3 protein-coding genes are annotated in these 8,854 nt (G+C 68.7%); all 3 read left to right on the forward strand.

The window, feature by feature from the left end; all coding sequences use genetic code 11:
- Positions 1–89: 89 nt before the first annotated feature.
- The gene (gene rplL / locus MXD60_RS15045; RefSeq protein ID WP_248819687.1) at positions 90–482 is read left to right on the forward strand and encodes a 50S ribosomal protein L7/L12; all 393 of its coding nucleotides are present in this window, start codon (positions 90–92) and stop codon (positions 480–482) included.
- A gap of 877 nt (positions 483–1,359) precedes the next feature.
- A complete protein-coding gene (rpoB, locus tag MXD60_RS15050; protein WP_248819688.1) occupies positions 1,360–4,785 on the forward strand; it encodes a DNA-directed RNA polymerase subunit beta in 3,426 nt (1,141 codons plus the stop codon).
- 106 nt (positions 4,786–4,891) lie between these two features.
- Positions 4,892–8,782: a DNA-directed RNA polymerase subunit beta' gene (locus tag MXD60_RS15055; RefSeq protein ID WP_248819689.1), complete on the forward strand. Its 3,891-nt coding sequence runs from the start codon at positions 4,892–4,894 to the stop codon at positions 8,780–8,782.
- The last annotated feature ends 72 nt before the right edge of the window (positions 8,783–8,854 follow it).

Raw genomic sequence — 8,854 nt, forward strand, 5'->3', positions numbered from 1 at the left:
CCCGCACACCCCGATCCCAGCGGTCGGCCCGACCCGCGTGTCGGGCCCGGCCCGAGCATGTTGACCTGACGAGGAAGGAACACGCCATCATGGCGAAGCTGTCGACCGATGAGCTGCTGGACGCGTTCAAGGAACTGACGCTGCTGGAGCTCTCCGAGTTCGTGAAGCAGTTCGAGGAGACCTTCGGCGTCACCGCGGCCGCCCCGGTCGCCGTTGCCGCGGCCCCGGTCGCCGGTGGCGCGGGCGGCGAGGCTGCCGCCGTCGAGGAGCAGGACGAGTTCGACGTCATCCTCGAGTCCGTCGGTGACAAGAAGATCCAGGTCATCAAGGAGGTCCGCGCGCTCACCAGCCTCGGGCTGAAGGAGGCCAAGGACCTCGTCGACGGCGCGCCCAAGCCGGTCCTGGAGAAGGTCGCCAAGGAGGCCGCGGACAAGGCCAAGGCGGCTCTCGAGGGCGCTGGCGCGACGGTCTCCGTCAAGTAGGTCGGCGGGCCGGCCAGCTGGGCCGGCCGCCGCGCTCACCCGTGTGCCGGGGCACCTCCGAGTGTCCCGGCACGTGGCGTCTTGCGGGAGAAACGCCCGGATACGCTGCTACGTAGGCGGTTGAGCGGCTCGAACCGTTCGTGACGTTTTTCGAAGGGGGTTGACTGCCTCTGTCGATCGAGGTTCCATCATGTCGCGAACATTCGTCGGGAAGCAGATGCGGTGAGCAACGTTCCGTCCGCGCGGTCCTACCACGCACGTTCTTGCCAGCGGTGTGCCTGTCGGCTACACTGCTAGTTTGCGCTGCCCTTTTCGTCGCATCGGCTCCGCCGACACCGGTTTCGCGGTGAGGTTGGGCTCTGAAGTGGGGGTCCCGTACGCGCCGCCAGGCGGCCCGACCGCAGGGTCGGAAGCCGTGTCCGCGGTGGGGATCGGTATGACGTCGGGGGCGCGCTGGCCGTGCTGGTGCGTGGCACGGCTGTATGGCAGCCACACCGAGGATCCCAACGCCCGTGCACCGACCCGTTGTTCTCAGCGGACACCGGCGTCGCCGCGCGTTCGCGCCGCGACGGCGCTTTGGCATGCCCGCGGTCAGCCGAACGCCTGCCCTGCCGTACGCCTGCGGTTTCGCGGACCGACGGGCCAGGACCGACGATTCCCGCTGCGGGACGAGGGTCGACTGCGACCGCACGACCGGTCACCGGATGTCCCGGTATGGCCGCCGCACCCGGGTGCCTCGCGGTCATCCTCTCACCGGCGGGCTTCCCCCGCCGCCGTTCCCGACAACCGTAGCGAGATACTGATCACCTGACCACCCCCGACGGATCCTTGACGTCCGCGACGCCAGCCCGACGATCAGGCCACCGGAAGGACCACCTTGGCCGCCTCGCGCTCTTCCTCCCGCATCTCGTTCGCTAAGATCATTGAGCCCCTCGAGGTCCCGGACCTCCTTGCTCTTCAGACGCAGTCCTTCGATTGGCTGATCGGCAGTGACGCCTGGGCGGAGCGGGTTCAGGAGGCCATCGACTCGGGTCGGGACGATGTTCCGATCACCTCCGGTCTGGAGGAGGTCTTCGAGGAGATCTCCCCGATCGAGGACTTCTCGGGCTCCATGTCCCTGTCCTTCCGGGACCACCGGTTCGAGCCACCCAAGTACTCCGTCGAGGAGTGCAAGGACAAGGACATGACCTACTCGGCCCCGTTGTTCGTGACGGCCGAGTTCACCAACAACACCACCGGTGAGATCAAGAGCCAGACGGTCTTCATGGGCGACTTCCCGCTCATGACGCCCAAGGGCACCTTCGTGATCAACGGGACCGAGCGGGTCGTGGTCAGCCAGCTCGTGCGCTCGCCCGGGGTGTACTTCGAGCGCAGCCTCGACAAGGCGTCGGACAAGGACCTCTACTCCTGCAAGGTGATCCCCTCCCGGGGCGCCTGGCTCGAGTTCGAGATCGACAAGCGGGACACGGTCGGCGTCCGTATCGACCGCAAGCGCCGCCAGTCCGTCACCGTGCTGCTCAAGGCGCTCGGCTGGGACGAGGCGCGCATCCTCGAGCGGTTCGGCGACTTCCCGTCGATGCGGGTGACGCTGGAGAAGGACCACACGGCCAGCCAGGACGACGCGCTGCTGGACATCTACCGCAAGCTGCGCCCGGGCGAGCCGCCGACGCGGGAGTCGGCGCAGACCCTGCTGGAGAACCTCTTCTTCAACCCGAAGCGCTACGACCTGGCCAAGGTCGGTCGTTACAAGGTCAACAAGAAGCTCTCCCTCGACGTGGCGCACGACGTCGGCGTCCTCACCGAGGACGACGTCGTCCGCACGATCGAGTACGTCGTCAAGCTGCACGCGGGCGCCGACCCGGCCGACTACGAGGTCGACGACATCGACCACTTCGGCAACCGGCGGTTGCGCACGGTCGGCGAGCTGATCCAGAACCAGGTCCGCCTGGGCCTGGCCCGGATGGAGCGGGTCGTCCGTGAGCGGATGACCACCCAGGACGTCGAGGCGATCACGCCGCAGACCCTGATCAACATCCGGCCGGTCGTCGCCTCCATCAAGGAGTTCTTCGGCACCAGCCAGCTCTCCCAGTTCATGGACCAGACCAACCCGCTGGCCGGGCTGACCCACAAGCGCCGCCTGTCGGCGCTGGGCCCGGGTGGTCTGTCCCGTGAGCGCGCCGGCTTCGAGGTCCGCGACGTGCACCCCAGCCACTACGGCCGGATGTGCCCGATCGAGACGCCGGAAGGCCCGAACATCGGTCTGATCGGCTCGCTGTCGACGTTCGCGCGGGTCAACCCGTTCGGCTTCGTGGAGACCCCGTACCGCAAGGTGGTCAACGGTCAGGTCACCGACCAGATCGACTACCTGACCGCGGACGAGGAGGACCGGCACGTCAAGGCGCAGGCGAACACGCCGCTGCAGCCCGACGGCACGTTCGCCGAGGACCGCGTCCTGGTCCGCCGCAAGGGCGGTGAGGTCGAGTTCATCCCGCCGGACGAGGTCGACTACATGGACGTCTCGCCGCGGCAGATGGTGTCCGTGGCGACCGCCATGATCCCCTTCCTGGAGCACGACGACGCCAACCGCGCGCTGATGGGCTCCAACATGCAGCGCCAGTCGGTGCCGCTGCTGCGGTCCGAGGCGCCACTGGTCGGCACCGGGATGGAGACCCGCGCGGCCAAGGACGCCGGCGACGTCGTCGTCTGCGCCCAGGCCGGCGTGGTCGAGGACCTCTCGGCGGACTACATCACCGTCATGCATGACGACGGCACCCGGCGCACCTACCGGCTGGCGAAGTTCCGCCGGTCGAACCAGGGCACCTGCATCAACCAGAAGCCGATCGTGAACGAGGGCGACCGGGTCGAGGCCGGCCAGACGATCGCGGACGGCCCGTGCACCGACAACGGCGAGATGGCGCTCGGCAAGAACATGCTGGTCGCCTTCATGCCGTGGGAGGGGCACAACTACGAGGACGCGATCATCCTGTCGCAGCGCCTCGTGCAGGACGACGTGCTCTCCTCGATCCACATCGAGGAGCACGAGGTCGACGCCCGGGACACCAAGCTCGGCCCGGAGGAGATCACCCGGGACATCCCGAACGTCGCCGAAGAGGTCCTGGCCGACCTCGACGAGCGCGGGATCATCCGGATCGGCGCCGAGGTCTCGCCCGGCGACGTCCTGGTCGGCAAGGTCACCCCGAAGGGCGAGACCGAGCTGACCCCGGAGGAGCGGCTGCTGCGCGCGATCTTCGGGGAGAAGGCCCGGGAGGTCCGCGACACCTCGCTGAAGGTGCCGCACGGCGAGTCCGGCAAGGTCATCGGCGTCCGGGTGTTCGCCCGCGAGGACGGCGACGAGCTCCCGCCCGGCGTCAACGAGCTGGTCCGGGTGTACGTCGCCCAGAAGCGCAAGATCACCGACGGCGACAAGCTCGCCGGCCGGCACGGCAACAAGGGCGTCATCGCCAAGATCCTCCCCGTCGAGGACATGCCGTTCCTCGAGGACGGCACGGCGGTCGACGTCGTGCTCAACCCACACGGCGTGCCGCGCCGGATGAACATCGGCCAGATCCTGGAGACCCACCTCGGGTGGGTGGCCAAGACCGGCTGGCAGGTCGACACCGGCGAGGAGGAGTGGAAGGAGCGGCTGCGCGGCATCGGCGCGGACGCCGCCCCGCCGGGGACCAACGTGGCGACCCCCGTCTTCGACGGCGCCCGCGAGGAGGAGATCACCGGCCTGCTCGACTCCACCCTGCCGAACCGGGACGGGGTCCAGCTGATCGGCTCCTCCGGCAAGGCGACGCTGTTCGACGGGCGCACCGGCGAGCCGTACCCCTACCCCGTGGCCGTCGGCTACATCTACATCCTCAAGCTGCTGCACCTGGTCGACGACAAGATCCACGCTCGGTCGACCGGCCCCTACTCGATGATCACCCAGCAGCCCCTGGGTGGCAAGGCGCAGTTCGGTGGCCAGCGGTTCGGTGAGATGGAGGTGTGGGCGCTGGAGGCGTACGGCGCCGCCTACGCCCTGCAGGAACTGCTGACCATCAAGTCCGACGACGTCGTGGGCCGAGTCAAGGTCTACGAGGCGATCGTCAAGGGCGAGAACATTCCGGAACCCGGTATCCCGGAGTCGTTCAAGGTGCTCATCAAGGAGATGCAGTCGCTGTGCCTCAACGTCGAGGTGCTTTCCAGCGATGGTGTGCAGATCGAGATGCGTGACACCGACGAGGACGTCTTCCGTGCGGCGGAGGAACTCGGGATCGACCTGTCCCGGCGCGAGCCGAGCAGCGTCGAGGAGGTCTGACCGGCCGCCGGGGGCCCGCCCCACCTGCCCTGAGGCGGCAGCGGGCCCCCGGCGAGCCGGCCCGACTCCAGCGTCCCGACCGAGAAAGAGAGAGCAGGCGACAGTCTTGCTGGACGTCAACTTCTTCGACGAACTGCGCATCGGTCTTGCCACCGCGGACGACATCCGCCAGTGGTCGCACGGCGAGGTCAAGAAGCCGGAGACGATCAACTACCGCACCCTGAAGCCGGAGAAGGACGGGCTCTTCTGCGAGAAGATCTTCGGTCCGACCCGGGACTGGGAGTGCTACTGCGGTAAGTACAAGCGGGTCCGCTTCAAGGGCATCATCTGCGAGCGCTGTGGCGTCGAGGTCACCCGCGCCAAGGTGCGCCGCGAGCGGATGGGGCACATCGAGCTCGCCGCCCCGGTCACCCACATCTGGTACTTCAAGGGTGTTCCGAGCCGCCTCGGCTACCTGCTGGACCTGGCGCCGAAGGACCTCGAGAAGGTCATCTACTTCGCCGCCTACATGATCACGCGGGTCGACACCGACGCGCGCCACCGCGATCTGTCGACTCTCGAGGCCCGTATCGGCGTCGAGAAGCAGCAGCTCGAGGACCGCAAGAACGCCGATGTCGAGACCCGGCAGAAGCGGCTTGAAGGCGACCTCGCGCAGCTCGAGGCCGAGGGCGCCAAGGGCGACGCGCGCCGCAAGGTCCGCGAGTCGGCCGAGCGCGAGATGCGCCAGATCCGCGACCGCGCGCAGCGCAAGATCGACGACCTCGACCGGGTCTTCGACCGCTTCAAGAACATGAAGGTCCAGGACCTGGAGCCGGACGAGCTGCTCTACCGCGAGCTGCGCGACCGGTTCGGCCAGTACTTCGACGGTGGCATGGGCGCCGAGGCGCTGCAGCGCCGGCTGGCCGACTTCGACCTGGCCGCCGAGGCGGACTCGCTGCGCGAGACGATCCGCAGCGGCAAGGGCCAGAAGAAGGCCCGCGCGCTCAAGCGGCTCAAGGTCGTCTCGGCGTTCCTGAACACCCGCAACTCCCCGATGGGGATGGTGCTCGACTGCGTCCCGGTGATCCCGCCGGATCTGCGCCCCATGGTGCAGCTCGACGGTGGCCGGTTCGCGACGTCGGACCTGAACGACCTCTACCGCCGCGTGATCAACCGGAACAACCGGCTCAAGCGGCTGCTCGACCTCGGCGCGCCCGAGATCATCGTCAACAACGAGAAGCGGATGCTGCAGGAGGCCGTCGACGCGCTGTTCGACAACGGCCGCCGCGGTCGCCCGGTCACCGGTCCCGGTAACCGCCCGCTCAAGTCGCTGTCCGACATGCTCAAGGGCAAGCAGGGCCGCTTCCGCCAGAACCTGCTCGGCAAGCGCGTCGACTACTCCGGCCGGTCGGTCATCGTCGTCGGCCCGCAGCTCAAGCTGCACCAGTGCGGTCTGCCCAAGCAGATGGCGCTGGAGCTGTTCAAGCCGTTCGTGATGAAGCGCCTGGTGGACCTCAACCACGCGCAGAACATCAAGTCGGCCAAGCGGATGGTCGAGCGGGCCCGGCCCGTCGTGTGGGACGTGCTCGAGGAGGTCATCACCGAGCACCCGGTGCTGCTCAACCGGGCACCGACCCTGCACCGCCTCGGCATCCAGGCCTTCGAGCCGCAGCTCGTCGAGGGCAAGGCCATCCAGATCCACCCGCTGGTCTGCACCGCGTTCAACGCGGACTTCGACGGCGACCAGATGGCGGTCCACCTGCCGCTGTCCGCCGAGGCGCAGGCCGAGGCCCGGATCCTGATGCTGTCGAGCAACAACATCCTCTCGCCGGCGTCCGGTCGACCGCTGGCGATGCCCAGCCTCGACATGGTCACCGGGGTGTTCCACCTCTCGACGCTGTCCGACGGTGCGATCGGCGAGGGCCGCTCGTTCTCCTCCGTCGCCGAGGCGCAGATGGCCTACGACGCGCGGGAGATCGGGCTGCAGGCAAAGATCAACGTGCGGCTGCGGGACACCACCCCGCCGTCGGAGTGGACGCCGCCCGCGGAGTGGATCACCGGGGATCACTTCACCCTGGAGACCACGTTCGGCCGCTGCCTGCTCAACGAGGCGCTGCCGGAGGGCTACCCGTTCATCAACGAGCAGCTGAACAAGAAGGCCCAGGCCGCGATCGTCAACGACCTGGCCGAGCGGTACCCGAAGATCCAGGTCGCGGCGACCCTGGACGCCCTGAAGAGCGCCGGTTTCTACTGGGCCACCCGGTCCGGTGTCACCGTCGCCATCGAGGACGTCGTCGCGCCGCCGCGCAAGGCCGAGATCCTCGACGAGTACGAGCAGCGGGCAGACAGGGTGCAGAAGCAGTTCGATCGCGGCTTCCTGTCCGACGAGGAGCGCCGCAGCGAGCTGGTCCAGATCTGGACCGAGGCGACGAACAAGATCGCCGAGGCCATGGAGGCGAACTTCCCGAAGACCAACCCGGTCTACGTGCTGGTCAACTCCGGGGCCGCCGGAAACATGATGCAGATCCGGCAGCTCGCCGGCATGCGTGGACTGGTCTCCAACCCCAAGGGTGAGATCATCCCGCGGCCGATCAAGGCGAACTTCCGCGAGGGCCTCACCGTGCTCGAGTACTTCATCTCGACGCACGGCGCCCGCAAGGGCCTGGCCGACACCGCCCTGCGTACCGCCGACTCCGGCTACCTGACCCGCCGGCTCGTCGACGTCAGCCAGGACGTCATCGTCCGCGAGGAGGACTGCGGCACCGAGCGCGGCATCCTCACCCGGATCGCCCGCGCCGGCGCCGACGGCACGCTGGTGCGCGACCGCTACGCCGAGACCTCGGCGTACGCCCGCACGCTCGCCTCCGACGCGGTCGACGAGAGCGGGGAGATCATCGTCCCCGCCGGCACCGACGCCGGGGACGTGGCCATCGGCCAGATCATCGAGGCCGGCATCGAGCAGGTGCGGGTCCGTTCGGCGCTGACGTGCGAGTCCCGGATGGGGGTGTGCGCCCAGTGCTACGGGCGCTCGCTGGCCACCGGCAAGCTCGTCGACGTCGGCGAGGCCGTCGGCATCGTCGCCGCGCAGTCCATCGGCGAGCCGGGCACCCAGCTCACGATGCGTACCTTCCACTCGGGTGGCGTCGCCGGCGACGACATCACGCAGGGTCTGCCGCGTGTCGTCGAGCTGTTCGAGGCGCGTAGCCCGAAGGGCAAGGCGCCCATCACCGAGGTCTCCGGTCGCGTGAAGATCGAGGAGACCGACAAGACCTTCAAGGTCGTGGTGGTGCCGGACGACGGCAGCGAGGAGATCGCCTACCCGGTCTCCCGCCGGTCCCGGCTGCGCGTCCGCGAGGGCGACCGCATCGAGGTCGGCAACCAGGTCGTCGACGGCGCCGTCGACCCGCACGAGGTGCTGCGCATCCTCGGCCCGCGCCAGGTCCAGCTCCACCTGGTCGAGCAGGTCCAGGAGGTGTACCGGTCGCAGGGTGTGTCGATCCACGACAAGCACATCGAGATCATCATCCGCCAGATGCTCAAGCGGGTGAACGTGCTCGAGTCGGGTGAGACCAACCTGCTGCCCGGTGAGCTGTGCGAGCGGGCCCGGTTCGAGTCCGAGAACCGTCGGGTGGTCGAGACCGGCGGTCAGCCGGCGTCGGCCCGCCCGGTGCTGATGGGCATCACCAAGGCGTCGCTGGCCACCGAGTCGTGGCTGTCGGCGGCCTCCTTCCAGGAGACGACACGGGTGCTCACCGACGCGGCGATCAACGCCCGCTCGGACTCGCTCGTCGGCCTGAAGGAGAACGTCATCATCGGAAAGCTGATCCCGGCCGGCACCGGCATCTCCCGGTACCGCAACATCCGGGTGGAGCCGACCGAGGAGGCCCGCGCGGCGATGTACTCCGTCGGCGCGTACGAGGACGGCGCGAGCGTCGAGTACGGCGCCTTTGGCACGGGCTCCGGCCAGGCTGTCCCGCTGGACGAGTTCGACTACCGCAGCACGGGCGACTTCCGCTGATCCGGCGGCGCACCCGCGGGGCCCCCCCCGCCGGGCGGCCGCCCGGGGGCGCGCCCGAAACGCGGGGGGGCG

Origin of the sequence: Frankia sp. AgB32 (assembly GCF_023243045.1) — a bacterium.
Taxonomy (GTDB): Bacteria; Actinomycetota; Actinomycetes; order Frankiales; family Frankiaceae; genus Frankia.

Bases quoted from the DNA above. Each gene is read 5' to 3' on its own strand.
- rplL (WP_248819687.1), top strand. From the start codon at position 90: ATGGCGAAGCTGTCGACCGATGAGCTGCTGGACGCGTTCAAGGAACTG.